Annotated in this window: 23 protein-coding genes; 7 read left to right on the forward strand and 16 right to left on the reverse strand. The window is 61.4% G+C overall.

What is annotated here, in order from left to right; genetic code table 11:
• Positions 1–117 precede the first annotated feature (117 nt).
• Positions 118–1,929 (forward strand): methyl-accepting chemotaxis protein, encoded by a 1,812-nt coding sequence (locus GFM02_RS00135; protein ID WP_168267423.1) that lies wholly within the window; start codon positions 118–120, stop codon positions 1,927–1,929.
• 30 nt (positions 1,930–1,959) lie between these two features.
• Here GFM02_RS00135 and doeB read toward each other — a convergent pair whose 3' ends face one another.
• The 10 genes from doeB to GFM02_RS00185 form a co-directional block, all read right to left on the reverse strand.
• Entirely contained in the window at positions 1,960–2,967 is a 1,008-nt protein-coding gene (doeB, locus tag GFM02_RS00140) for a N(2)-acetyl-L-2,4-diaminobutanoate deacetylase DoeB (protein WP_168320393.1), read from the reverse strand.
• Between the two features lie 7 nt (positions 2,968–2,974).
• Positions 2,975–4,156, reverse strand: a complete 1,182-nt coding sequence (gene doeA / locus GFM02_RS00145; protein WP_020047063.1) for an ectoine hydrolase DoeA — start codon at positions 4,154–4,156, stop codon at positions 2,975–2,977.
• 32 nt (positions 4,157–4,188) lie between these two features.
• On the reverse strand, positions 4,189–5,181 hold the full coding sequence (gene eutC / locus GFM02_RS00150) for an ectoine utilization protein EutC (protein WP_168320394.1): 993 nt from the start codon (positions 5,179–5,181) through the stop codon (positions 4,189–4,191).
• A complete protein-coding gene (gene eutB, locus GFM02_RS00155; protein ID WP_168320395.1) occupies positions 5,178–6,179 on the reverse strand; it encodes a hydroxyectoine utilization dehydratase EutB in 1,002 nt (333 codons plus the stop codon). Before eutB ends, eutC begins: the two co-directional genes overlap by 4 nt.
• Before the next feature lie 4 nt (positions 6,180–6,183).
• Positions 6,184–6,963 carry an ectoine utilization protein EutA gene (gene eutA, locus GFM02_RS00160; protein WP_168320396.1) on the reverse strand — a complete coding sequence of 260 codons (780 nt, stop codon included), beginning with the start codon at positions 6,961–6,963 and terminating at the stop codon, positions 6,184–6,186.
• A 2-nt stretch (positions 6,964–6,965) separates the two neighbouring features.
• A complete protein-coding gene (gene ehuD / locus GFM02_RS00165; RefSeq protein WP_003550192.1) occupies positions 6,966–7,625 on the reverse strand; it encodes an ectoine/hydroxyectoine ABC transporter permease subunit EhuD in 660 nt (219 codons plus the stop codon).
• A gap of 4 nt (positions 7,626–7,629) precedes the next feature.
• A complete protein-coding gene (gene ehuC / locus GFM02_RS00170) occupies positions 7,630–8,289 on the reverse strand; it encodes an ectoine/hydroxyectoine ABC transporter permease subunit EhuC (protein ID WP_168320397.1) in 660 nt (219 codons plus the stop codon).
• A gap of 81 nt (positions 8,290–8,370) precedes the next feature.
• Positions 8,371–9,219: an ectoine/hydroxyectoine ABC transporter substrate-binding protein EhuB gene (ehuB, locus tag GFM02_RS00175; RefSeq protein ID WP_168320398.1), complete on the reverse strand. Its 849-nt coding sequence runs from the start codon at positions 9,217–9,219 to the stop codon at positions 8,371–8,373.
• 56 nt (positions 9,220–9,275) lie between these two features.
• Positions 9,276–10,061, reverse strand: coding sequence for an ectoine/hydroxyectoine ABC transporter ATP-binding protein EhuA (gene ehuA, locus GFM02_RS00180; RefSeq protein WP_164563679.1), 786 nt, complete (start codon positions 10,059–10,061; stop codon positions 9,276–9,278).
• A 121-nt stretch (positions 10,062–10,182) separates the two neighbouring features.
• Positions 10,183–11,568 (reverse strand): PLP-dependent aminotransferase family protein, encoded by a 1,386-nt coding sequence (locus tag GFM02_RS00185; RefSeq protein ID WP_168320399.1) that lies wholly within the window; start codon positions 11,566–11,568, stop codon positions 10,183–10,185.
• A gap of 101 nt (positions 11,569–11,669) precedes the next feature.
• Here GFM02_RS00185 and GFM02_RS00190 point away from each other — a divergent pair, with 101 nt between their 5' ends.
• The 5 genes from GFM02_RS00190 to GFM02_RS00210 all read left to right on the forward strand — a co-directional run bounded on the left by GFM02_RS00190 (position 11,670) and on the right by GFM02_RS00210 (position 16,849).
• The gene (locus tag GFM02_RS00190; protein WP_131662811.1) at positions 11,670–12,167 is read left to right on the forward strand and encodes an Lrp/AsnC family transcriptional regulator; all 498 of its coding nucleotides are present in this window, start codon (positions 11,670–11,672) and stop codon (positions 12,165–12,167) included.
• A 120-nt stretch (positions 12,168–12,287) separates the two neighbouring features.
• On the forward strand, positions 12,288–13,784 hold the full coding sequence (locus tag GFM02_RS00195) for an NAD-dependent succinate-semialdehyde dehydrogenase (protein ID WP_168320400.1): 1,497 nt from the start codon (positions 12,288–12,290) through the stop codon (positions 13,782–13,784).
• Positions 13,785–13,815: 31 nt separating this feature from the next.
• Complete coding sequence (locus GFM02_RS00200; RefSeq protein WP_168320401.1) at positions 13,816–15,195, forward strand: aspartate aminotransferase family protein; 1,380 nt, start codon at positions 13,816–13,818, stop codon at positions 15,193–15,195.
• A 14-nt stretch (positions 15,196–15,209) separates the two neighbouring features.
• Entirely contained in the window at positions 15,210–16,283 is a 1,074-nt protein-coding gene (locus GFM02_RS00205) for an alcohol dehydrogenase family protein (protein ID WP_168320402.1), read from the forward strand.
• Positions 16,284–16,453: 170 nt separating this feature from the next.
• On the forward strand, positions 16,454–16,849 hold the full coding sequence (locus GFM02_RS00210) for a DUF4112 domain-containing protein (RefSeq protein WP_168320403.1): 396 nt from the start codon (positions 16,454–16,456) through the stop codon (positions 16,847–16,849).
• 146 nt (positions 16,850–16,995) lie between these two features.
• On the opposite strand, the gene GFM02_RS00215 is transcribed toward GFM02_RS00210, so the two are convergent.
• From GFM02_RS00215 to GFM02_RS00240, 6 genes are all read right to left on the reverse strand, one after another.
• Complete coding sequence (locus GFM02_RS00215; RefSeq protein WP_168320404.1) at positions 16,996–18,033, reverse strand: Gfo/Idh/MocA family protein; 1,038 nt, start codon at positions 18,031–18,033, stop codon at positions 16,996–16,998.
• Between the two features lie 128 nt (positions 18,034–18,161).
• Positions 18,162–18,947, reverse strand: coding sequence for a ThuA domain-containing protein (locus tag GFM02_RS00220; RefSeq protein WP_168320405.1), 786 nt, complete (start codon positions 18,945–18,947; stop codon positions 18,162–18,164).
• A 63-nt stretch (positions 18,948–19,010) separates the two neighbouring features.
• Entirely contained in the window at positions 19,011–20,036 is a 1,026-nt protein-coding gene (locus GFM02_RS00225; protein ID WP_017991311.1) for an ABC transporter ATP-binding protein, read from the reverse strand.
• Positions 20,037–20,047: 11 nt separating this feature from the next.
• Positions 20,048–20,878, reverse strand: a complete 831-nt coding sequence (locus GFM02_RS00230) for a carbohydrate ABC transporter permease (RefSeq protein WP_168320406.1) — start codon at positions 20,876–20,878, stop codon at positions 20,048–20,050.
• Positions 20,878–21,864, reverse strand: coding sequence for a carbohydrate ABC transporter permease (locus GFM02_RS00235; RefSeq protein WP_168320407.1), 987 nt, complete (start codon positions 21,862–21,864; stop codon positions 20,878–20,880). The genes GFM02_RS00230 and GFM02_RS00235 overlap by 1 nt, the downstream gene beginning before the upstream one ends.
• Positions 21,865–21,933: 69 nt before the next feature.
• The gene (locus GFM02_RS00240; protein ID WP_168320408.1) at positions 21,934–23,199 is read right to left on the reverse strand and encodes an ABC transporter substrate-binding protein; all 1,266 of its coding nucleotides are present in this window, start codon (positions 23,197–23,199) and stop codon (positions 21,934–21,936) included.
• A gap of 269 nt (positions 23,200–23,468) precedes the next feature.
• Here GFM02_RS00240 and GFM02_RS00245 point away from each other — a divergent pair, with 269 nt between their 5' ends.
• The gene (locus tag GFM02_RS00245; RefSeq protein ID WP_168267390.1) at positions 23,469–24,482 is read left to right on the forward strand and encodes a substrate-binding domain-containing protein; all 1,014 of its coding nucleotides are present in this window, start codon (positions 23,469–23,471) and stop codon (positions 24,480–24,482) included.
• Positions 24,483–24,553: the final 71 nt, after the last annotated feature.

Genomic DNA, 24,553 nt, shown 5'->3' on the forward strand with positions numbered 1-24,553 from the left:
CTGATTTTGTTCCGATGTCGAAAAGAATTAACCATATCTCAGTGGTCTTACGAAATAATGCCATACGTAGATCAGGCATCTCGAAGCAGAGAGGCCAAAAGTTATTTGGAGACAGTCTTGGCACTTACCATTGCTCGTAGTCTAGTGGCGTTTGGTGTCGCCGTTTCAGCCGGCCTTTTCATGTCGATCGGATTGCAGCAATCGGCGCTCGAACGGCTGAAGGTCAACGGTCCGGTTTACGAGCAGGTCGTCTACGGCAAGGATTTGATCGCCGATATTCTGCCGCCGCCACTGTTTGTGGTCGAATCCTACATGCTGTCCTTCGAGGCGAGCAAATTTCCGGAGCTCACAGAAACCAATCTTGCCAAGATCGCAAATCTCAAGGCCGCTTACGACGACCGCCGCGCCTATTGGAAAACCACCCGCCTGCCGCAGGCTTTGAAGGACGAACTTGAAAACGATGTCATCGCCAAGGGCGATACATTCTGGGGGGTGATGAACCGTGAGATCATCCCGGCCCTGAATGCCAAGGATGAAGACAAGGCGCATGGTGCGATCGAGCAGCTGCGCGTCGCCTTCCATTCGCACCAAGATGCAGTCGAGAAACTCGTTGCCAATTCCGACGCCTTCCTGAAGGGCGAGGAGCGCAATGCTGCCTCGGAGATCGTCACCTGGACGATCTATGCGGGGGTTGCGGGTCTCGGTTCGTTCGGGCTATTGCTGGTGGGGCTCTATCTCTTGCGTCGCCGGGCGATCGTGCCGCTCGATGGCATGAAGGCCTATATGGGCAACCTTGCCGAAGGCGACTTTTCGACCGAAGTTCCCTATGCCAACCGGTCCGACGAGATCGGAGCCATGTCCAAGGCCGTGGCGGTATTCCGCCACAACGCGCTTGAGCGGCAGGAGGCGCAGAAGCGCGAGACGGTGCTTCGCGATGCTGAATTTGAGCGCGAACGCAGCCAGCTGGCCGAAAGGGCCGCAGAGGAGCAGATCCGCGAAACGGTGATCGATAGGTTGACATACGGCCTGGAACAGTTGTCGACCGGCAATCTCGATTGCCGGATCACGACGCCGTTCGCCGCCGCCTATGAGACGTTGCGCGCGAAGTTCAACGACAGTATGGACGCGCTTTGCGCTTCGATGGCGGAGATCGCCCAGACCTCCAAGCAAGTGGGCAGCTCCTCGGCCGGCATCACAGAGGCAGCCGACAGTCTTGCGTCGCGCACGGAACAGCAGGCCGCAATGCTCGAAGAGGCCACAGCTGCGCTCGATGAGATGAATATCAAAGCCAAAGACGCCTCCCACCATGCCGGCAGAGCGACCGGCATGATGGCCGAGACGCGCACCAGCGCCGAACATTCAGCAGCTGTCGTTCGCGAAGCCATCGCCGCCATGGAAAGGATCGAAGGCTCGTCCTCCCAGATCGGCGACATCGTCAATGTCATCGATGAAATCGCCTTCCAGACCAATCTTCTGGCGCTCAATGCCGGGGTTGAAGCCGCCCGTGCAGGCGAAGCAGGCAAGGGTTTTGCTGTCGTGGCGCAGGAAGTGCGCGAACTCGCCTTGCGCTCGGCCAACGCCGCCAAGGAGATCAGAGCTCTGATTTCCACCTCCTCGTCTCAGGTCTCCACCGGGGTGCAGCTTGTCAATCGCACCGGCAAGGCGCTGCTGGAAATCGAAGGCCAGGTCGAACAGGTTGCCGGGCTGATCGCCCGTATCGTTTCGGTGTCATCCGAGCAGGCGGTGGCGATCGGCGAGATCAACGCCTCCGTCAACGCCCTCGATCAGGTGACGCAACGCAACGCAGCCATGGCCGTCGAAACCGCCTCGGCCTGCCGGGCGCTCGGCAGCCAGACACAGACGCTGGAGGGGGTCGTCAACCGCTTTCAGGTCGATGCGGGAGCCAGCAGACCGCAGAAAGCGGCTTGACGAGCGATCGTTGAAGCTCGTCTCTCTACCTCAGTCGTCAACGATCGCCACGACGGCGACGCAGTCTCCGGCCTTGACCAGCCCCGGGAAATGCCGGGCACAGAGAATGCCGTTCATGCCGGCGCGGATCTCGCGGGGGCCTACCCCGGTCCGCCCGGTCGGATAGATGCGAGCGATGACGGCATCGGCCGTGACGGCTTCACCGAGATCGATGACAGCTTCGATCAGCCCACCCTCCTCTGCGAAGGAGAAGCAGCGGCCGTCCGGCATGTCGAGCCAGGTCGTCGGACCGGGATCGACGGCGCCCGCGACGATCCCGGCGTGGCGCAGCACGTTCATGGTGCCGCGCTTGGCAATCGCCGCACTTTTGGCCGTGGCGGTGCCGCCGCCGCCGAGTTCCGTGGTGATGAAGATCTTGCCCATCTCCTCGGCCGCGGTGTCATACATGCCGACCGCGTCGATCTCCAGCATTTTCATCGAATAGGGAGCGGCAAAGGCCGTCACGAATTCGAAGGCTTTTTCCTCCTGTTGCTTGTTCGGCAGGATGTGGGCGGCGCAGAATGGCAGAAAGTCGAGCGTCTTGCCGCCGGAATGGAAGTCGAGGACGAGATCCGCCATCGGCAGAAGCACACGGCTGAAATAGTCGGCGATCTTCTCCGTCACCGTGCCGTCCGGCCGGCCCGGGAAGCTGCGGTTCATGTTGCCCCTGTCGATCGGCGAGGTCCTGGTTCCCGCCAGGAATGCCGGATAATTCATGGCCGGCACGATGATGACAGTGCCGTTCACGTCTTCGGCCTTCAGCGAGCGGGCAAGATCGAAAAGCGCGATCGGTCCCTCGTATTCGTCGCCGTGATTGCCGCCCGTCAGCAGCGCCGTCGGCCCCTTGCCGTTCCGGATGACCGTTATCGGCACCATCACCGATCCCCAGGCGGAATCGTCGCGGCTGTAAGGCAGGCGCAGGAAGCCGTGCTGGACGCCCTCGGCGGCAAAATTGACCGTCGCGCTGATCGGCGACGGCCGCAAGCCAATCTCTGTCATGACAGCCTCAATCCTTGACCATCAGCCTGCGCGGCACGTTCGCGAAGCACTCGACACCGCTGTCTGTGATGAGGATGCTCTCGGTCGTCTCGAAACCCATGTCGTCGAGCCAGAGACCGGTCATGAAATGGAAGGTCATGCCGGGCTTCAGCTCCGTCCGGTCGCCCGGCCGCAGGCTCATGGTGCGCTCGCCCCAGTCCGGCGGATAGGAAAGGCCGATCGGGTAACCCGTGCGGTTGTCCTTGACGATGCCGTATTTCTTCAGCACAGCGAAGAAGGCGTTGGCGATATCCTCACAGGTATTGCCAGGTCTGGCGACCGCAAGACCGGCTTCCATGCCCTCCAGCGTCGCCTTTTCGGCATCGAGAAAGGCCTGCGTCGGCTTGCCGAGGAAGACGGTGCGCGACAGCGGCAGATGATAGCGGTTGTAGCAGCCGGCGATCTCGAAGAAGGTGCCCTCGCCCTTCTTCAGCGGCCGGTCGTCCCAGGTCAGATGCGGTGCGGATGCTTCGACGCCGGACGGCAGCAGCGGCACGATCGCCGGATAATCACCCCCGATCCCGTCAACGCCGCGGGTGCCGGCATCGTAGATTTCCGCGACCAGATCGCACTTGCGCATGCCGACCTCGATCTTGTCGAAGATGCGGGCGTGCATCGCCTCGACGATACGGGCGGCATTGCGCATGTAGCCGATCTCGGTCTCGCTCTTGACGGCTCGCTGCCAGTTGACGAGGGCGGTCGCGTCGACGAAACGCGCATTCGGCAAGTGCTTCTGCAGCGCCGCAAAGGCCGCCGCCGAAAACCAGTAATTATCCATCTCGACGCCGATCGTGAGCTTGCCGAAGTCGCGCTCGGTCAGGATGCCCGAGAGGTAGTCCATGGGGTGGCGCTCGGTCGACTGCACATAGTGATCGGGATAACCGACGATGTTGTCGTGCTTCAGATAGGTAGTGAACTTGGCGCCATTGGCATCCTGGCCGCGGCCGAACCAGATCGGCTCGCCCTGCGGCGGCACGATCACCGCCTGGTGCACGTAGAAGGACCAGCCGTCATAGCCGGTCAGCCAGGCCATGTTCGACGGGTCGCTGACAACAAGCAGGTCTACGCCCTTCGTCTCCATGGCACGCCGTGTCTTTTCCAGCCGCGCGGCATATTCGCCGAGCGAGAATTTGAGTTTGGGCTGGGTCATATTTCTTCCCTTCTTTTCCGGCGCCGCGCCGGTCAGCTTTCGAACGTGGTCCCGGCATTTGCCGCGCCGGCACGGGCAAAGGCGAGCGTGGCGATGGCGGTGTCCTGGATGCCGGTCCCGGTCAGGTCCGCAATGGTGATTTGGTCGTTGCGCGTCCGCCCCGGCATCCGACCGGCGACGATCTGGCCGAGCTCGGCAAAGACCGCATCGCCTGCGACCAGGCCGGCATCGATTGCGTGATGCAATTCGCCGAGGCGCCGCGTCTGCTTCAAGCTGTCGGCGACATAGACGTCGGCACCTGCGATGGCGGTCGGATCGATCTCATTCTTGTGCTCAGCATCCGAGCCCATGGCCGTCAGATGCTGTCCGAGTTCCAGCCACCCGGCCTCGATGATCGGGATTTCCGCCGGCGTGGTGGTGACGATGAGATCAGCGCCGCTCACCGCACCTCTGGCGTCCGATGTGGCGGTGATGGGAAAGCCGAGCTTTGCCGCCAGTTCCGCTGCCACGCTTTGCGCCTTGGCGGCATCGCGCGCCCAAATCCTCGCTTCGCGGATCGGCCGGACCAGCGTCAGTGCTTCGAGCTGCAGCCGCGCCTGCATGCCTGCACCGAAGATCGCGGCCACGGACGCATTTTCCCGCGACAGATGTTTTGCCGCGACGGCGCCCGCTGCTGCGGTGCGCACGTCGGTGAGATAGCCGTTGTCCAGCAGCAGCGCTTGCACCAGTCCGGTTCGGCTCGACAGCAGCACCATCATGCCGTTGGTGCTCGGCAGGCCGATCTTGGGATTGTCGAAGAAGCCGGGGCTGATCTTGATCGCGAAGCCCTCGATGCCGGGCACATAGGCGGTCTTTACATCGACTTCGCCCCGATATTCCGGAATGTCGAGTCGCAGGATCGGCGGCATGGCGACGGCCTTGGTCGCGAGTGCTGCGAAAGCGGCCTCGACGCAATCAACCGCATCGCGATCAAGCCCGATGACTTTCCTCAGTTCCGCTTCCGTCAGAATGATCATTCGGCTCATAGGCCCTCCTCGCGATAGAGCGGCTGAGTCCCGTTGATCACCCGAAGATGCTGTTCCATGTCGACATTCTGCCCGGACAGGATCGCGACGATAGGACCGTTCCCCACAAGCTTCCCGGCAAGAAGCGCTGCAATGCCGACCGCGCCAGCGCCTTCCACAACCTGGCGTTCGCAGGCATAGGCATGGCGCATGCCCGCGGCGATTTCCGCCTCCGTCAGCAGGATGATCTCGTCGAGAAGGTCGCGGCACATGGCAAAGGTCACGCGATTGTCGAGGCCGATGCCGCCGCCGAGCGAGTCGGCAAGGCTCGCCACTTCCTCCACCTGCACCGGCCGTCCGGCATCGAGGCTCGCCTTCATCGCGGCACCCTTCTCCATCGTCAGGCCGATCACTTTGGTCGTCGGACTGATGCCTTTGACCGCGGCGGCAACGCCGGCCGCAAGGCCGCCGCCCGAAAGCGGCACCAGCACGGTGGCCGCCTCCGCCAAGATGTCGATGATTTCGAGCCCCAGTGTCCCCTGCCCGGCTACGACATCAGGATGGTCGAAGGGCGGGACCATCACCAGCCCCTCCTCGCGGACCAGCCGATCGACCTCCTGCTGCGCCTCGTCCTGCGATGATCCAACGATGCGGACATCGGCACCGAGGCGGCGGATTTCCGAAACCTTGTTCTCCGGCACCAGCCGCGACATGCAGATGGTCGCGACAGCACCCTCCGCCTTTGCCGCATAGGCAAGCGCCCGGCCGTGATTTCCGGTCGAGGCCGCGACGATGCCGCGCGAGCGCTCCGCCCGCGACAAGGAGAGCACCGCATTGGTCGCGCCGCGCAGCTTGAAGCTGCCGGTCATCTGATGATGTTCGAGCTTGAGATGGACAGGTACACCGGCCAATTCGCCAAGGGAAAAGGACTGCACCATCGGCGTGCCGAGCACGCGGCCGGCAATCCGGCGCGCCGCCGCACGGATATCCTCCAGCGAAACGAGCAAGGTGCTCACCATGATCTCAGCCTTCCCGATAGGGCTCGGTCATCAATTGACCGAGTTCGGGCCGCGCCCGATCGTCGCCGCAAAGCCGCAGGCAGGCCCAGGCGGTCGCGAGATTGCTGGTGACCACCGGCTTGCCGATTTCAGCCTCGATCCGGGCCGCGACCTCTGCTGCCCGCACCGCCGTACAGGAGATAAACAGCGCGTCCGACTGCGGCGCCAGCGCCTGGCGCGCGAAGGCAAGGATCTCCTGCGGCGCAATCCGCGCCATCTCGCGATCATCGGTCAGGCCGAGACAGGTGAAGCGGTCGATCGCAAAGCCAAGCTCCGCGAAATAGTCCGCCATCGGCCGGCTGGTCTCGATCGTATAGGGCGTCAGCACCGAAATCCGTCTGGCGCCCAGCGCCTTCAGGCCGGTCACGGCGGCAGCCGTTGGCGTCACGACGGGCACGCCGGGCTTGGCCGCATGGATCGCCGCCTCGATGTTCCGGTCGCCGATCACCACCGAAGCGGAGGTGCAGGAATAGACGATTGCATCGAGCGCCTCGTCCGGCAGGATCAGTGCCGCGCCTTCGGTCAGCGACGGCTGCATCTTCAGGAGATTTTCCGGCGTGACCGGATTGGCATAATGGATGCGGCTGACATAGACGCCGAGGCGATCTCCGGCGACCATGCGCTGGAAGTCGACTTCCGTCGTATGGTCCGTTGCGAGGATGACCAGGCCGATGCGCTTTTCCAGCGGCCGGTCCTCCAGCCGCGGCGGCCGGCCGGCAGCGATGATCTCGATCTCTGCGGTCATGGTCAGTCATCCATCCTGGCGTAGCGTTCCTCGAGCCAGCGCAAACCCACCACCGAGATCAGGCTGATGACGAGGAAGAAGACGCCGACCAGCGTCATCGGCTCGATGTAGCGGTAGTTGCTGTTGGCGATGCTCTTTGCCTGGTTCATGAGTTCGAGCACGGTGATCGCCGAAAGCAGCGGCGTCTCCTTGAACATGGCGATGAAATAATTGGCGAGCGCCGGGATCATCGGCGGGATCGCCTGCGGCAGGATCACGTGGATCCAGGCCTGGCGCGTCGAGAGATTGGTGGCCTTGGCCGCCTCCCATTGTCCGCGCGGCACGTTCTCGATGCCGGCGCGATAGACCTCGGCGGTATAGGTCGCATAGTGAATGCCCATGCCGATGACGCCGGCGACCAGCGGCGCCAGCCGGATGCCGATATCCGGCAGCACGTAGAAGATGAAGTAGAGCTGCACCAGCAATGGCGTGCCGCGGATGAATTCCGAGACGAAAGCGACGGTCCTGGAAATGCCGGCGACCGGTGAGCGCCGCGCAATGGCGAGCCCCAGGCCGACGATCATGGCGACGGCAGCGCCGAGGATGGTCGCGAGAAGGGTGATCTTGAACCCTTCGAGAAGGGTCGGCATGATCTGCCAGACGAAGTCCCAATCCCATTCCATCTGATCAGGTCCTTATGCCGTCGAGGCTGCGCGCCAGCCGCCGCTCCAGCCAGCGCATCGTCGCGGAGATCGCCGAGGCCATGAGAAAATAGAGGAGGAGGATCGTCGCGAAGGGCACCAGCGTATTGCCGGTCTGCGCCCGCACCACCTGCGCCTGGAAGGTCATATCCGTCAGCGAGATCAGCGAGACGACCGCCGTGCCCTTCAGTAGTTCGATCGCATTATTACAGAAGGTCGGCAGCATTAGCGGCAGCGCCTGCGGCAGGATGACGTGGCGCATGCGCTGGTATCGCGAAAGGTTGAGCGCGATACAGGCTTCCGACTGTTCGCGCCCGACGGCCTTGACGGCGCCGCGCACCACTTCCGCCGCATAGGCGCCGACATTCAGCCCGAGCGCCAGCACGCCCGCCTGCAGCGGCGTCAGGGTCAAGCCCGCAAAAGGCAGTACAAAATAGACCCAGAAGAGCTGGACGAAGATCGAGGTGCCGCGGAAGAATTCGATATAAGCCGTCGCCAGAGCCCGCACGGCGAAGAAGCGCGACAGGCGGCCGAGGCCCGCCAGGAAGGCCATCACCAGCGCCAGCGCAGACCCCATGATCGTCAGTTCGAGCGTCACCAGGGCGCCCTCAAGGATCAGTGTCAGATAGCCGGACCATCCCGACATCGGCAGCTCACTTCTCTTCTCTGGAGATCGTTCGAGGACGATCCGGCCATGCCCATGGCATGGCCGGCTGCTTACCCTTTATTACTTCGCCGCGGCGCAGAGCTTTTCGCGGCTCGTCGACATCGCGGCCTTGGCCGAGAAGCCATAGGGCTCGATGATCTTGGCGAATTCGCCGGATTCCTTCAGCTTCTTCAGCTCGACATCGAAGGCGTCGCGTAGCGCAACATCCTGCCTGCGGAAGGCAGCGCCATCGCAATAGACCGGAGCATTGACGACGGGAGCGACGGTTTCGAGGTTCGGATCGTTTGCCTTGGCCATCAGATCGTGGATCGAAAGAACCGGCAGCGAGTAGACGTCGATGCGGCCGTCCTGCAGCATCTTGATGCCGCTCTGGCCATCGGGAACGACGATGACACGATCGCGCGGCACGCCGGCCTCGAGCGCCAGCTTTTCCTCGGTGCCGCCGCCCGGCGCGCCGATCTTGGCATCCGGATTGTCGGCGATGTCCTTGTAGCTCGTCAGCTTCAGCGGGTTGCCCTTCTTGAGAGCGAAAGCTTCGGCATCGCAAAGGATCGGTTCGGAATAGGCGACGGCGTTGCAGCGCTCGGGCTTCATGAAGAGGCCTGCGGTGATCGCGTCGTGGCGGCCGGCCTGCAGGCCGGGGATCATCGCGCCATATTCCGAGATCGAGGCGACCACTTCCTTGATGCCCAGCTTTTCGAAGATTGCGCGCGCCACATCGGGTGCGGCGCCGGACACCTTGCCGTCGGCGCCGACAGCGGTGAACGGCGGCTCGTTGGCGATGGCGATACGCGCATAGCCTTGCTCCTTCAGCTGCTCGAGCTTATCATCGGCGGCGGAGGCCGGGGCGGCCGTCATGACCAGAAGCACCGACAGGCTGGCGGCGCTCAAAAGATATCCTGCTTTCATCGTTCCCAACTCCTCTGATTTTCCTTGAGTTTTGTTCTTGCGGGCAATGTCTGAGGTTAGACGCGGTGCCCCGCCGCAATGATCTTGCGCAGGAAAGTCTGCGTCCTCTCCTGCGTCGGATTGCGAAAGATGTCGCCCGGCTTGCCTTCCTCGACGATCTTGCCGCGGTCGAAGAACAGCACACGGTCGGCGAAATCATGGGCGAAGCCCATCTCATGCGTGACGAGAAGCATGGTCATGTCGGTCTCGGAGGCGAGCCGCCGCATGACGTTCAGCACCTCCTCGACCAGTTCCGGGTCGAGCGCCGACGTCACCTCGTCGAACAGCATGATCTTCGGCGACAGCGCCAGCGCCCTGGCAATGGCGACGCGCTGCTTCTGTCCGCCGGAAAGCTGCGCCGGAACGCTCTTTGCCTTGTCGGCCAGGCCGACCATATCGAGAAGCTCCATCGCCCGCTTTTCCGCCGCGGGCCGCTTGATGCCCTTGGTCAGCATCGGCGCCAGCGTCACGTTGTCGAGCACGCATTTATGCGGGAACAGATTGAAATGCTGAAAGACCATGCCGATCTTTTCGCGCATGCGATGCAGATGCCGTTCATCGGCCGGCACCAGCCCACTGCTATCAGGCATATGGTAGAGCTGTTCGCCGTCGACCTCGATATGGCCGCCGCTGATCGTCTCCAGCGTCATCAGAATGCGCAGGATCGTCGTCTTACCGGAGCCGGACGGCCCGATCAGCGCCAGCTTCTCGCCCGGCATGACATTCATCGACAGGCCGTCGAGCACGGTCAGCGGGCCGTATTTCTTGACGATATTGTCGATGCGGATGATGGGCGGAAGCATTCATGTCTCTCCCTGTTGAGACAAGCAATGTCTAACGATGACGGTCCATCAAAATCATGTCAATTCGTAAAATAATATCATGACAATTATTCTGCACACGCTCAAATACAAGGCAGCGGCATCAGATCGCAAGCAGCAGCTCTTCCGGATTGCCTTGCGCCAATGAGGCGACGATGCCGAGCCCGGTCCGCAACTCACTTTCCGTCGTCGAACCAAGCGAGATGCGCACGGCCGGCGTCCAGCCCTGATCGGCGGTGTGGAACGATTTGCCGGGCGCGATCGCCACGCCGCGCAGCCTTGCCTGCGATACGAAACCGTCCTCCGTATGATTGCCGGAGAGCGGCAGCCAGACGTGCAGGCTTTGCGGATGCGCCCGGTACGGCAGGCCGGCCAGCATCTCCGCCGCGATCGCGTGCCGGCTCAAAAGGGCACGGCGCTGCCAGTTGACCAGCTCCATCGCCGTGCCGTCGCTGACCCAGCGGGTGGCGATCTCGGCCATGGCAGGCGTCGCCATCCAGTTGGAGACAAGATGCCGGTTGGCGACGGCGGCGACATAGCGGTCGGGCGCGGTGAGATAACCGATCCGCAGGCCGGGAACAGTAATTTTCGTGAAGCTCGTGACGTAGAGTGTCCGCTCCGGCGCAAACGCGGCCATCGGCGGCGCACGACCCTCGACCATCGGGCCGAGAATATCGTTTTCGATGATCGCGATATCATGCTTCGCAGCGACGTCAGCAAGCGCCTGCCTGCGCTCCGCGCTCATCAGCGCAGCCATCGGATTGATCACCGAGGGCTGCAGGAAAATGGCCCGGATCGGTCCCTTTCGGCAGGCTTCGTCCAGCGCTTCGGGGATCATGCCCTCCTCGTCGATCGCCAGTCCTTCGAGGTGCAGACCGAGATAGGTGGAGAGTGGAACGAGCGTATGATGGCTGATGGCTTCGGTCGCAACCGTCGAGCCGGGCGGGGCGACGCTCATCAGCGCCACCGTCATGCCCGATGTCGCACCGTTCGTCACACTGATGTTCAGCGGCGACACCTCCAGCCCGCAGCGCGCCAGCCATTCCGTAGCGACCGCGCGATGGCGCGGAAATACCATGTTCGGCCTGAACGAAAGGGCCGAGCTGGAAGGCAGGTTTTCCGAAAGCCAGCCGAAGGCCTGCCGAAGCCTTTCCAAATGGATCTGCTCGCAGACCGGTTTCAGGATCGACAGATCGATCACCTCGCCCAGCCGTTCCGGCAGATAGGGCGGCTCCGGCTCACGCGGCCTGGTCTGGACGAAACTGCCGCGTCCGATCTCGCCGGAGATCAGCCCCCGGCGGATCAGTTCGTCATAGGCGCGGCTGACCGTCTGCACGGAAAGATGCAGATCGTCGGCCATCTTGCGGTGCGGCGGCAATTGTGTGCCGTCGGAGAGCTTGCCGTCCGTGATCGCGCTTGCGATCTGTTCGGCAAGCGAGAGATAGGCCGGCCGGCGAAGTTGCGAGGGATCGGGGCGCCACTTTGTCATGATTTCAACACTGCTAAAAATCAGTTCAATTGACAATGCCAAAATGCGCTCCCATTGTCTTTTCCCTGCGTTTGAAATGATTTCTTTCTAAAGAAAGCACCATGAAGCTCGACGCCATCGACCTGCGTATTCTCGACGCCGTCCAGCGCGACGGCCGCATCACCAAACTGGCGCTGGCCGAAAAGGCCGGGCTGTCGCCGACGCCGTGCTGGATGCGGCTGCGCAAGCTCGAAAAGGCGGGTGTTATCACCGGCTATCACGCGCGCATCGCGCCGCGGCGGATCGCTCCGGTCGCCAGCGTGATGATGGAAGTGACGCTCGCCAACCATCGCCAGGCAGATTTCGAGCGCTTCGAGCGCGCCGTGACCGCGATCCCGGAGATTGTCGCCTGCTGGTCGGTCGGCGGCGGCGTCGATTACATCCTGAAGATCATCGCGCCCGATATCGATGCCTATCAGCGGCTGGTCGACGGGCTTCTCGACCGCGAACTCGGCATCGACCGCTACTTCACCTACATCGTCACCAAGACGGTGAAGGAGGACACAGTCCTTTCGGTCTCTTCCTTCACTGCCACCGATGAAGAACCGAGCGCGTCGTAGACAATCTCTCTGCCAGGCGGCCATCCTTTAGACCGTCTCTCTCTTTTCGCATTCGCCAACAGACAATCTCTCGCCCGCTCCCGTGGAAGACTTGCGTCAACCGCCACGAGGAGAATGGATATGACCGCCGTTTTTGCCCGCCCCGCCTATCATGACGCGCTGTCGCGGCTCGCCGACCGTCATCTCCTGCGCGATCTCGCCTATGTCGGCGGCCGGTGGATCGCCGGCAAATCAGGGAAAAGTTTTGAGGTCACCGATCCCGCCTCTTCGGCGACGCTGGCCTGGGTTGCAAGCCTTGACGCCGATGAGACGGCGCTGGCGATCGATGCAGCGTCGGAGGCATTCGCCGGCTGGCGCGCGATGCTGCCGCAGAGCCGCGCGTCGATCCTGCGCAAATGGTTTGAACTGATGCTTGCGGCCAAGGAGGATCTGGCGCTGATCATGACGCTCGAACAGGGCAAGCCGCTTGCGGAATCGCGTGGCGAGATCGATTACGCCGCCTCCTTCGTCGAATGGTATGCCGAGGAAGGCAAGCGGCTGAACGCCGAGAGCGTCACTAGCCATCTGCCCGATGCGGAAATGATCGTTCGGCGCGAGGCGCTCGGCGTCGTCGGCATCGTCACGCCCTGGAACTTCCCCTCTGCCATGCTCACCCGAAAGGCTGCCGCAGCGCTGGCCGCCGGCTGCACGGTCGTCGCCCACCCCTCCTCCGAGACGCCGCTTTCGGCACTGGCGCTTGCCGAGCTCGGCGAACGGGCCGGCATTCCCGCCGGCGTCTTCAACGTGGTCACCGGCAATGCCGCAACGATCGTCGGGCGGATGTGTGCGGACACCCGCGTGCGCGCCATGAGCTTTACCGGCTCCACCGGGATCGGACGGCTGATCGCCGCCCAGTGCGCGCCGACCCTGAAGCGGCTGGTGATGGAACTCGGCGGCCACGCTCCGCTGATCATCTTCGACGACGCCGATATCGAAAAGGCGGTCGAGATCGCCGTCAACGCCAAATTTGCAACCTCCGGCCAGGACTGCCTTGCCGCCAACCGGATCTTCGTCCAGCGGCGGATCGCCGATGGCTTTGCCAAGGCCTTCGCAGACCGCATTGCCGAACTGAAAGTTGGTCCAGGGCTCGAGGATGGCGCCGAGATCGGACCGCTGATGCATGAACGCGCCGTCGCCAAGGTCGAGGGACAGGTCGCCGACGCGCTGGCGCATGGCGCACGGCTCGTCACCGGTGGCAGGCGCCACAAGGCCGGCCGGCTTTTCTATGAGCCGACGTTGCTGACCGATATGCCGGCGGATGCGCTGATCATGCGCGAAGAGACCTTCGGGCCTGTTGCGGCGGTTACCACTTTCGACACCGAAGACGAGGTCATCGTCCGCGCCAACGATACCGAATATGGTCTTGTCGCCTATATCGTCACGGAGAACGGCGCCCGCCAGATGCGGCTCGGCCGCGCGCTGGAATACGGCATGGTCGCCGTCAACCGCGTAAAAATCACCGGCGCTCCCATTCCCTTCGGCGGCTGGAAGCAGTCCGGCCTCGGCTGCGAGGGTTCACGCCATGGGCTCGAGGCCTTCACCGAGCTCAAATATCTCTGCATCGACACGGCCGCCTGAGCCGCCCCATTTTCAAGAAAGAGGTTACGACATGCTCGATAGAAGTAACGAACTCACCGCCTGGGACCGCGATCACTTCTTCCATCCCTCGACCCATATGGGTGGGCATGCCCGCGGCGAGACGCCGACCCGTGTCGTCGCCGGCGGCGAAGGCGTCTACATCACCGACACGACAGGACGCAAAAGCCTCGACGCCTTTGCCGGCCTCTATTGCGTCAATGTCGGCTACGGTCGCCAGAAGATCGCCGACGCGATCGCCGAACAGGCGAAGAACCTTGCCTATTACCACGCCTATGTCGGCCACGGCACGGAAGCCTCGATTACGCTGTCGAAGATGATCATCGACCGCGCCCCCGCCGGCATGAGCCGCGTCTATTTCGGTCTCTCCGGTTCGGACGCCAACGAGACCAACATCAAGCTCATCTGGTACTACAACAACATCCTCGGCCGTCCGGAAAAGAAGAAGATCATTTCGCGCTGGCGCGGTTATCACGGCTCCGGCGTCATGACCGGCAGCCTCACCGGCCTAGCGCTCTTCCATAATGCCTTCGATCTGCCGCGGGCGCCGGTGCTGCACACCGAAGCACCCTATTATTTCCGCCGCCCCGACCGGTCGATGAGCGAGGAGCAGTTCTCGCAATATTGCGCCGACAAGCTCGAGGAGATGATCATCGCCGAAGGCCCGGAAACGGTCGCCGCATTCATCGGCGAGCCCATCCTCGGCACCGGCGGCATCGTGCCGCCGCCGAAAACCTACTGGCAAAAGATCCAGGCCGTGCTCGACAAATATGACATCCTGCTCGTTGCCGATGAAGTCGTCACCGGCTTCGGCCGTCTCGGCACGATGTTCGGCTCGGATCATTACGGCATGAATCCGGACCTGATCACCATCGCCAAGGGCCTGACCTCGGCCTACGCTCCCCTTTCCGGCACGATCGTTTCGAACAAGATGTGGCAAGTCCTGGTGCAGGGTTCCGATCAGATGGGCGCGATCGGTCACGGCTGGACCTATTCCGCCCACCCGATCTGTGCCGCCGCAGGCATTGCCAATCTCGAACTGATCGACGAACTCGGCATCGTCGAGAACGCCGGCACGACCGGCGCCTACTTCCGTTCGGAACTCGCAAAGGCCGTCGGCGGCCACCGCAACGTCGGCGAAGTCCGCGGCGACGGGCTGATGGCGGCCGTCGAATTCGTCGAGGACAGGGACGACCGCACGTTCTTCGATGCCGGCCGCAAGATCGGCCCGCAGGTCGCCTCTGCCCTCCTCGAACGCGGCGTCATCGGCCGCGCCATGCCGCAGGGCGACATCCTCGGCTTCGCCCCGCCGCTCTGCCTGACACGCGAGGAGGCCGACATCGTGGTCAAGGCCGCGGCGGATGCGATCGAAACCGTCTTCAAGAACATCTGAGAGAGAAGAGCGGTATGACGATCCCGGAAAAGATGGCGGCCGTATTGCTCACCGGCCATGGCGGTTTGGACAAGCTCGTCTATGACAGGGACGTGCCCGTCCCGACGCCCGCGGACGGCGAGGTTCTGATCCGCGTCACGGCCTGCGGCATGAACAATACCGACGTCTGGGTACGTCAGGGCGCCTACGGGACCGAGGATGATCCGTCGGCCGTCTCCACATGGCGCAGGCAAGGCAATACGCTGACATTCCCACGCATTCAGGGCACCGATACGGTCGGTCATATCGTCGGCGTCGGAACCGGCGTCAATCCGGCGCGCATCGGCGAACGCGTCATGGTCGACTTCTCGATCTATAACCGCGACGACGACAGCCTCGCAGACATCGACTACATGGGCCATGGCCGCGACGGCGGTTATGCCGAATACATGGCACTGCCGGCCGAGAACGCCCATGTCGTCGCAACCGATCTGACCGACGTCGAACTCGCCACCTTCTGCTGCGCCTATCTGACCGGCGAGCGCATGCTGGAACGGGCAAGGCTTGTTGCCGGTGAACGCATCCTCGTGACCGGCGCCTCGGGCGGCGTCGGCTCGGCGATCATCCAGCTCGCACGGGCCCGCGGCGCCATCCCGATCGCGGTCGCGGGCCCCGGCAAGGAGGCGGCGATGCTCGATATCGGCGCCGAGGCGGTGGTGACCCGCGGCAAGGGCGATCTGGTCGAAGCCGTCCATTCTGCGAGCCGTGGCCAGCCGATCGATGTCGTCGCCGATCTCGTCGGCGGACCGCTGTTCAACGATCTCCTGAAGATCCTGCGCCCCGAAGGCCGCTACACGACAGCCGGCGCCATCGCCGGCCCGGTCGTCCAGCTCGATTTGCGGACCATGTATCTGAAGCAGCTGGAACTGCACGGCTCGAGCCAGGGAAGCCGCGCCGACTTCCGCCGGATCGTCGGCTATATCGAAAGCCGGAAAATCCGGCCTCTCGTCGGCGGTGTCTATCCGCTGTCGGAATTCCACCGCGCGCAGACCGATTTCATGGCGAAGAACTTCGTGGGCAAATTGGTCGTGGTTCCCGACGACAGATGATCCTTGCTTTCGCGGCGAACCTTATCGGGTTTGCAGCGTTTCACGGCCATGGAAAATCATGATGGCACCGGGCTTTCGCTACGTCGGAATATTTCGCAGCAATGCGACGACATCCTTCCCGCGCCGTCACTCGAGGAGGCGGAACGGTCGTTCGCGCCAAAAGGTCGCTGATGCCAGCCTCCGCCAGCACGAAACACCTGACGTCCATCGAACTTGGAAGAATTCGGCGCGCCGTCAGCATAGCGCGCCTGATGGATACCGCGATCCGATTGCCTGTCATCGGCGTGCGCATCGGCGCAGACTCAATTCTCGGTCTTATCCCGGCTGTCGGCGACATTGCCGCATCCCTCATCGGTCTGTTCATTATCGATGAAGCCAGACGTCTCGGTGTTCCCACCCATAAGCTCGCACGCATGGCCGTCAATCTCGGGATCGACGCCGCCGGCGGAACAGTTCCTCTGATCGGCGATCTTTTCGACGTCTACTTCAAGTCTCATCGCCGAAACGTCGGCATCATTCTCGACCACTTTGGGATCAGCGAAGATGAGCTGAATCGGCGCATCTGACCAAGCCGGCGTCCCTTTGCAACTCCCCTGTCGAGGAATTGGTACGAGGCCGTCAGCGCCGGTTCCAACGAGGCCGCGCAACCGGTGCCCTCGCCTTAAAATGACGAGCAACCTGCAGAGGTGGCACTGAACTGGAGCGCCTTCGCTTAAAGTTCAGTCAGAGCGCCGGCCGTCTTCACTGCGTGGTCAAGAACGAATTGCAGCTTGGCCGCGTGGCCGAAACCAGGCTCATCCAGCTGCCCCTTTTGCACGGCATTTGCAAATCGCTGGAAATTGGTGATAACCGGTTCGACCTCGATGTTACGCCAGATTGCCTTGTCGGCATCGGGACCTTCACAGGCCCTAAGCGTCGACCCTTCAGGCGTATGCACCACCTCCAGCGCGCCCTTGTCTCCATGTAGGCGCAGGCGCAATTCGTTCAGATGGCCAGTCGCCCAGCGCGTTGCGTGAATGACGCCAGCGGCACCGTTTTCGAGTTCAGCCATCATCAGGAAACTGTCATTTGCATCGAGATCATACTCGCCGATCCGATTTCCGGGGCTCTTGTCGAACACCTTAAGATGCGATGCGGCCGCCTTGACGTCACTTCCGGCTGCAAAAACCGCGAAGTCGAGAATATGGATACCGACATCGCCCAGCACGCCATTGGAGCCGTGCTTTGTCGACAGCCGCCAAAGCCATTGCGATTCCTTGGTCCAGTCGCCCCACGCCTTTGAGACCAGCCAGCTCTGGAGATAAGACGCTTCGAAGTGGCGGATCGCGCCGATGCGTCCGTCCAGCACCATCTTACGCGCTGCTTGCAGCGGCGCCACATTACGATAGGTAAGGTTTACCATCGTGACCTTGCCGGACGCAGCGGCGGCGTCGGCCATCTCTTTGGCTTCGCGGTAGTTAACCGCAAGCGGCTTCTCGCAGAGGACATGCTTTCCGGCGCCGAGTATCTTCATTGTCGTGGAATAATGCGCGCGATCCGGCGTGACATTGGTCACGGCGTCAAACTCTCCCCAGGCAAGCGCGTCATCAAGCGACGTGAAAGTAAGTGGGATACCATGCCTGAGCGCGAAGGCCCGCAGCCGGACCTCGTCCGTATCGACAGCAGCAACGATTTTTACGTCGGCGATTTCGGAAAAATTCATGGCATGGGTGTTTGCCCATCCTCCGGTTCCGAGAATGATCAAGCGCATTTTTGTCCTCATGGTCGTTTATCGAACTGTTAGCAGCAAAATCGATCGTCTTTCACAAGCACCAGACACCCTTGCCGATAGCGCCCGTCTGTCATGGTCTCCACGCCCAAGGAAGGCGTTTCAATTTCTCAGCGGTAACCGGCTTCGCCGGCCTGGTGCAGTCTCGGGCCGCGTTCGACGATCGGCTCCAGTGCTTTTTCTACCGGCACATTTGGAGCATCGGTGATACCAGTCAACGACCCCTCAGGGTTATAGGCCCACTTCACGCCGTTGATCAGCACCTTCTGGACATTGACGTCGTGATAGGTCGGATAAGTCTCGTGGCCGGGGCGGAAATAGAAGATGTTGCCGGCGCCGCGGCGCCAGGTCAGGCCCGAGCGGAACACTTCGCCGCCCTGGAACCAGGAGATGAACACCGTTTCGAGCGGTTCCGGCACCGAGAACTGCTCGCCGTACATTTCCTCGTTCTCAAGCTCGAAATGCTCGCCGATGCCAGCAGCGATCGGATGGCGCTGGTTGATCGTCCACAGACGCTCGCGCTCACCCGCCTCGCGCCATTTCAGCGCGCAGGGCGTGCCCATCAGCCGCTTGAAGATCTTGGAGAAATGGCCCGAATGCAGCACCAGCAGGCCCATGCCTTCCCAGACGCGCTTGGCGACACGCTCGACAACGACGTCGGAGACCGCGCCGTGATCCTTGTGGCCCCACCAGGTCAAGACGTCGGTCTCAGTAAGACGGGCTTCGCTGAGGCCGTGTTCCGGCTCCTGCAGCGTCGCTGTCGTCGCCGAGATACTTGGATCGGTGTTCAGTGCGTTGGCGATCGTCGTATGCATACCTTCGGGGTACATGCCCCGGACGATCTCATTGGTAGTCTCGTGGATGTTCTCACCCCACACAACGGTGCGAATGGTCACGTCGTTCTCTCCTTTTAGTTAAAAACGGATCGAGCCTTGGGAGGAACATCGACCCTGGGAAAATCAGGCAGCCCGCATGGATGCTCGCTCAAGCGCTCGGCCCGACCGGTCGAAACGGTGAACGTGGCCGGCAAGCGGCACAAGGCCAAGTGTTTGGCCGGGCGCGTGGCGGGAGACACCGGCTTCCCGCACGACGAACGGCTCATCCGCCCCGATATCCAGATAGACGAAGCTATCGGCGCCGAGGATTTCTGAATGGATGACCGTGCCGCTCCAAACGGGCGACTCCGGCGTGATGCGAACATGCTCTGCGCGCACGCCAATCGTATGGCTATCATAGGGTTGCGCCAGCCCGCCCGAGAGGAAATTCATTTTCGGCGAACCGATGAAGCCGGCAACGAAGACCGAATTGGGGCTTTCGTAAAGTTCCAGCGGCGTGCCGATCTGCTCGACGACGCCGTCCCTCAACACGCAGATCCGATCGGCGAGTGTCATGGCCTCGACCTGGTCATGGGTCACATAGATCATCGTCGTGTTGTGCATGCTGCGATGAAGCTTCGCGATTTCCAGCCTCGTCGCGACGCGAAGCGCCGCATCGAGGTTGGACAGCGGCTCGTCGAACAGAAAGACCTTGGGATCGCGTACGATCGCCCGGCCGATTGCGACGCGCTGACGCTGCCCGCCGGAAAGCTGTCGCGGCAAGCGGTCTAAGTAGGGTGAGAGCTGCAGCATACCGGCGGCCTGTTCAACGCGCTGGCGGCATTCGTCTCTGGTGCTTCCGGAAAGTTTCATGCCGAAAGCCATGTTGTCGAAGACCGTCATATGCGGGTAGAGCGCGTAGGACTGAAACACCATGGCGATCCCTCTCTTCGACGGCGCATGCTGGTTCACCGTCTTGTTGTCGAAGGAGAGGGTTCCCGACGTGATGTCCTCGAGCCCGGAGATAAGCCGCAGCAGCGTGGACTTGCCACATCCCGACGGCCCCACGAACACCATGAACTCGCCCCGGCGGATGTCCATCGTCACGCCTTTGATCACCTCGAAAGCGCCGAAGCTCTTGCGGATATTCTCCAGTCGGATTTCTGCCATGTCCTACTCCCTCAACCCTTGACGCCGCCGGCGGTCAGCCCCGAAATGATCCGGCGTTGGAATATCAAAACAAGCACGACGACCGGCACGGTGACGATCACTGAAGCCGCCATGATGTTGCCCCAGGGGATCTCGAATGCGCTGTTGCCCGAAAGCAGGGCGATCGCAACCGGGACGGTTCGCTGCGTATCCGACGATGTGAATGTCAGCGCGAAAAGAAACTCGTTCCAGGCGGTGATGAAGGCGAGCAGTCCGGTTGTTACCAGCGCCGGCCACATCAACGGCATGAACACCTGGGTGATGATGACCCACGGTGAGGCGCCGTCGACGATCGCCGCCTCCTCGATCTCGATCGGCAATTCCCGCATGAAGGTCGTCAGCACCCAGACGGTGAAGGGGAGCGTGAAGATCATGTAGGAAAAGATCAGCGCGAAGGGCGTGTTGAAGATGCCGATCCAGCGGATGAGTTCGAAGAGGCCTGCAAGAACGGCAATCTGCGGAAACATCGACACCGAGAGGATCGTCAACATCAACAGTGCCCGCCCGCGGAAGTGCACCCGGGCCAAAGCGAAGGAAGCGGTGATCGAAAGTAGCAGCGATGCTGAAACCACGACGCAGGCGATCATCGCGGAATTCGCCAGACTGCGGACGAAACCGCCCTGGCCCATCACGGACGTGTAGTTGCCGAAGGAGATCGAGGTCGGCCAATAATCGACTTTGAAAAGGGCCGTGCCGGTCTTCAGGCTCGTGATGATTGCATAGTAGAACGGAAATACCGCAATGATGACGATGATTGTGACGAGCAGGTAGAAGAGCGTATTTTTGGCGATCGAAAGCAGCATCAACGTTCCTCCCCGCCGAGCTTGACGCGACCGAGCCAGATATAAAGGACGGTTACGGAGGCAATGATGAGGAAAAGCACCGTTGATGCGGTGGCGCCGTAGGCGAACTTGTCGAAGTCGAACAGGTTCTCGCGCGCCATGACCGACATGGTCTTCGTCTGAGCATTGTTGGGCGTCAGTACATAGATCAGGTCGAAGATGCGCATCGCATCCAGCATCCGGAAGATCACGGCAACCATGATGGCCGGTCGGATCAGCGGCAGCGTCAGACGCCAGAAAACCTTGACCGGATTGACGCCGTCGATCTTGGCAGCCTCATAGATGTCTCCCGGAACCATCTGTAGCCCCGCAAGAATCAGAAGCGCCATGAAGGGCGTCGTCTTCCAGACATCGACGATCAGCACTGCGATCATCGCCGTTTCCAGATTGGCGGTCCAGGCAATCTTCTCGCTGATAAGACCGAAGCCGAGCAGAATATCGTTCAGAATGCCGAACTGATCATTGAGCATCCAGGCCCACATCTTTGCTGAGACGATTGTTGGGATCGCCCAAGGAATGAGGATTGCGGCCCGTACGATCCCACGCCCGACGAACCGTGCGTTCAGCACCAAGGCGACGATCAGCCCGAGCACGGTCTCGATTACCACCGAAAGGACGGTAAACTTGGCAGTGTTCCAGACGGCATTCCACCAGACCGGATCGGCAAGCAGCCCGCGATAGACGGTCCTTCCGCTCTTCAGTGTCACCCAAGACAAATAATTGTCAAAGCCGACGAACTGCGCATTGCCAAGGTCGTTCAGCGACGCATTCGTGAAACTGAAATAGATCGTTCTGAACAGCGGCCAGCCAGCGACGATTGCCAAGATCAACAGCGTCGGCGCCAGAAACATCCATGCCGATCGAATGCGCTCGGACCGCAACTCCGTGGTGGCTTTGAAATGTGAAACCCTGGGCTTGATTGCGTGTGGAACTACGATTTCGCTCATGAAACGTCTATCCCTCGTTAGCGTGTCCGAAGACCGGACCGGCGGCCTGACAGCCGCCGGTCGGAGTACTCACCAAGCATCGCCTTTGAGGGTCGTTAGGTCGGCTTCAAGAAGCTCGAGGTTCTCGGCAGCTGAGCCGCTGCCTGACAAGGTATTGTGCACCGCAGTCCAGAACTTCGAGGACACCTCATTGTACTTTACCTTGGCCGTCGCCGAAGGGCGTGGCACCGCGTCCTGGAAAATGGGTTTCCAGTTCGGCATGAAGGGCTGCGCGGCAGCAACATCCTTGTCGTCATAAATATCCGTCAGGGTCGGCAAATTGGAGAGTTCGATGGCACGTGCCTTTTGAACGTCCTTCGACGCCAGGAATTTTACGAGCGCGATGGCTGCGTCCTGCTTTTCGGAATATTTCGAAACTGCCAGGTTCCAGCCGCCAAGTGTCGAAGACGGCTTATCGCCGACGGCTGCAACCGGTAGCGTCATCACGTCGAACTTGCCCTTCACCGCGCTGTCGGCACCGTTTCCGAGAGAATAGGCATAAGGCCAGTTGCGCATAAAGACGGCGTTGCCGGTCTGCCAGACGCCGCGCGATTCTTCTTCCTGATATGCGAGCACCCCTGGCGGTGAGATCGTGCCGATCCAGCCCTTTGCCCGTTCAAGCGCGGCCGCCGCCTTCTCGTTGTTGATCGAGATCGTCCCGTCCGGCTCGACGATCTGGCCGCCACCCGACGATTTCACCCATTCCAGTCCGTTGCAGGTAAGCCCTTCGTAGGAATTGCCCTGGAAGACGTAGCCCCAGAGGTCCTTTTGTCCGGCCTGGCGTTCCTTATCCTGAATCTCTTTGGCGGTTGCGGCCATCTCGTCCCAGGTCTTCGGCGGCTGTTTTCCATATTTCTCCAGCAGGTCCTTTCGGTAAAACAGCGCGGGAGCATCGGTAAACAACGGCAGCGCCACAAGCCGGCCATTGACAGTCTGAGACGCGATGATCGACGGGAAGAACTGGCCGACCACGTCCTTGGCTGCCTCCTTCAGATCGACGAACTGGTCGGCAAGCTGCGGTGCCCAGATGACATCGGTCTGATAGACATCGACGTCCTTGTTTCCAGCAGCAAGCCACAGGCGATATTGAGAAAACTGCTCGCTGCTCGATGACGGCATGGTGACGAGCTTGACCTGATTGCCGGTATCTTTCTCGAAAATAGCCAGCTGCTTGTTCAAGAATTCGACGTTTTTTCCCGTGGTGTTGGCGGCAAAGGAAATTTCGGCAGCACGGATCGGGCCGGCGGTCGCGATGGCGATTCCGAGCGCGGACAAGCCCAAAGCAAATTTTTTCATGATCTCCTCCCAGAAATTGAAATCGATTTGGCGATCAAACCATTGCAGAAGGTCGCAGAGGCGTCAAGCCCATCACGATTAACGATCTTCAGTTGTATTCCGATGGGAAATCGGCCAATATACAGTGATTAGAGGTATTTTTTACCCCCTTCCCCCGAGATTCAAAGCAACAAAATTGAAACCGATTTCAATTTTCGCCGGACTGACACTTGCCCGTTGCGCATCGCCAAAGCTTCGTCCATTGATTGCCGGGACAAAGAAGACATCCGATGAAACTTCGTGAATTTGCAAAGCAGCTTGGGCTCTCTCCGACGACGGTCAGCCGTGCGCTCAGCGGCTATCCCGAGGTGAGCGAAGCCACGCGCGCCAGGGTTGCGAGCGAAGCAATGCGGCTTGGCTATCGTCCCGATATCAATGCCGTGCGACTAAAGACCGGGAGAGCCGGAGCGATCGGCGTCATGATGGCGCGTTCTGGAGAAATCCATTTCGCTGAATTCATGTCGGGGATGGCACAGCGCCTGGAAACGGCCGATACCGACATTCTCATCACGCCTATTACCGCGCACAATGATGACGATGAGATGCAGGCCTACCGACGCCTGGTCGAAAGTCGCCGAGTGGATGCAGTGATCATTCATTCGCCTCGCCCCAAGGACCCGCGGATCGAGCTGCTGAACAGCCTGGGCCTGCCTTTTCTGGTTCACGGCCGCTCGGAGACCGAATGCGTTCACGCGTGGCTCGATATCGACAATGAAAATGCCGTGCGCAGAGCCACCGAACACCTGCTCGATCTCGGGCACCGGCGCATTGCCATGATCAATGGCCTGCGGGGCAAGACGTATTCGATCCATCGCGAACATGGTTTTCGGATTGCCCATCAGGAGCGTGGGCTCGTCGTCGATCCCAACCTGATGGTCTGCGATAAATTCTCCGACGAGAGCGGCTTTCGTCATGCCCGCTCTTTTCTGGAGAGCGCGAATGCGCCGACCGCCATCGTCGCCGGTTCCACGATGACGGCGCTTGGTGTTTACCGTGCCGTCCGTTCGCTTGGGATGACGGTGGGTCAGGATGTGTCGGTTATCGCCCATGACGACGTTTTCCCTTATCTGACGGCCGAAAACATGGCGCCGTCGCTCTCGACAACACGATCGTCCATGCGTGCCGCGGGCACACGTTGCGCTGAGCTAACGCTACAGCTTATCGCTGGACGTGCCGTGGATGACGTCCACGAATTGTGGCCAGTCGAACTGATCCTGAGAGAAAGTACCGCCCCGCCGCCCTGACGAAGAGCAACCTCTCGATACGGACAGGGGACCTTGCGCCAGCGCGTTTACCGATGCACGCAGGATCAGCC

This window comes from Rhizobium leguminosarum bv. viciae (genome assembly GCF_012276115.1).
In the GTDB taxonomy this organism is placed as follows: Bacteria; Pseudomonadota; Alphaproteobacteria; order Rhizobiales; family Rhizobiaceae; genus Rhizobium; species Rhizobium leguminosarum_T.